Source organism: Vibrio makurazakiensis (assembly GCF_050337375.1).
Classification (GTDB): domain Bacteria; phylum Pseudomonadota; class Gammaproteobacteria; order Enterobacterales; family Vibrionaceae; genus Vibrio; species Vibrio makurazakiensis.
The window spans coordinates 1-634 of record NZ_JAKJSW010000490.1 but is presented as its reverse complement, the minus strand read 5'-3'; the positions used below and the strand labels follow the sequence as shown (position 1 = coordinate 634).

At 43.0% G+C, this 634-nt stretch carries 1 protein-coding gene; it reads left to right on the top strand.

Features of this window, described 5'->3' with window-relative positions; genetic code table 11:
- Positions 1–604 (top strand): nucleotidyltransferase domain-containing protein (locus L4C33_RS22720; protein WP_428814608.1); only part of this gene is annotated, 604 nt, incomplete at its 5' end.
- Between the last annotated feature and the right edge of the window lie 30 nt (positions 605–634).

The window sequence follows — 634 nt, the reverse complement described above, 5'->3', positions numbered from 1 at the left end:
CCTTGATGTTGTTGTGATCACTCATCGCTCATTTTCTGAGAACCGTACCACGCTACTGAATACGATTAAGTGGCGCTTCCAAAAGAGCTTTCCTCAAGTCACTCAAGTTTCCATTAAAACGGCTCTAGTCAGCGACATTATGGATTTCGGAAATATCTTCACATGGGGCTTTATGTTGAAGCACCTAGCAGTATGTGTTCATGGAGAAGACCTGTCTGATTGTTATGGGGACTTTGAAACAAACTGGGAAATTGCTAAACATTGGAATATGGACGTGGAAGATTGGCTAGCTGTGTATCGAAATAAAGTTGCTCGATCTGCTAATCCTCAAGAGCAAGTGGCGGCACAAATTGCTATTGCCAAAAAGCTGCTAAGAGCAAGCTACTCCTTAATTATGTATCGCGACAAAAGGTGGTTTGATAACCCGCTAGAGTGTGGTCAGCAATTTTTAAGATATCACCCAGAGAAGAAAGTCGAGATTGAGCGCTTGGGTATTCTGTTGTCGGGCCGATTAATCCAGAAACGCTCAGTGATTGGGATTGTCGATGGTTTTGGGGAATGGCTAACTAAGCAGTACCAGAAAACWGAATTCCGAATTGGATAAAAGAAGCCTATCGTGACATCACTCTTCAGA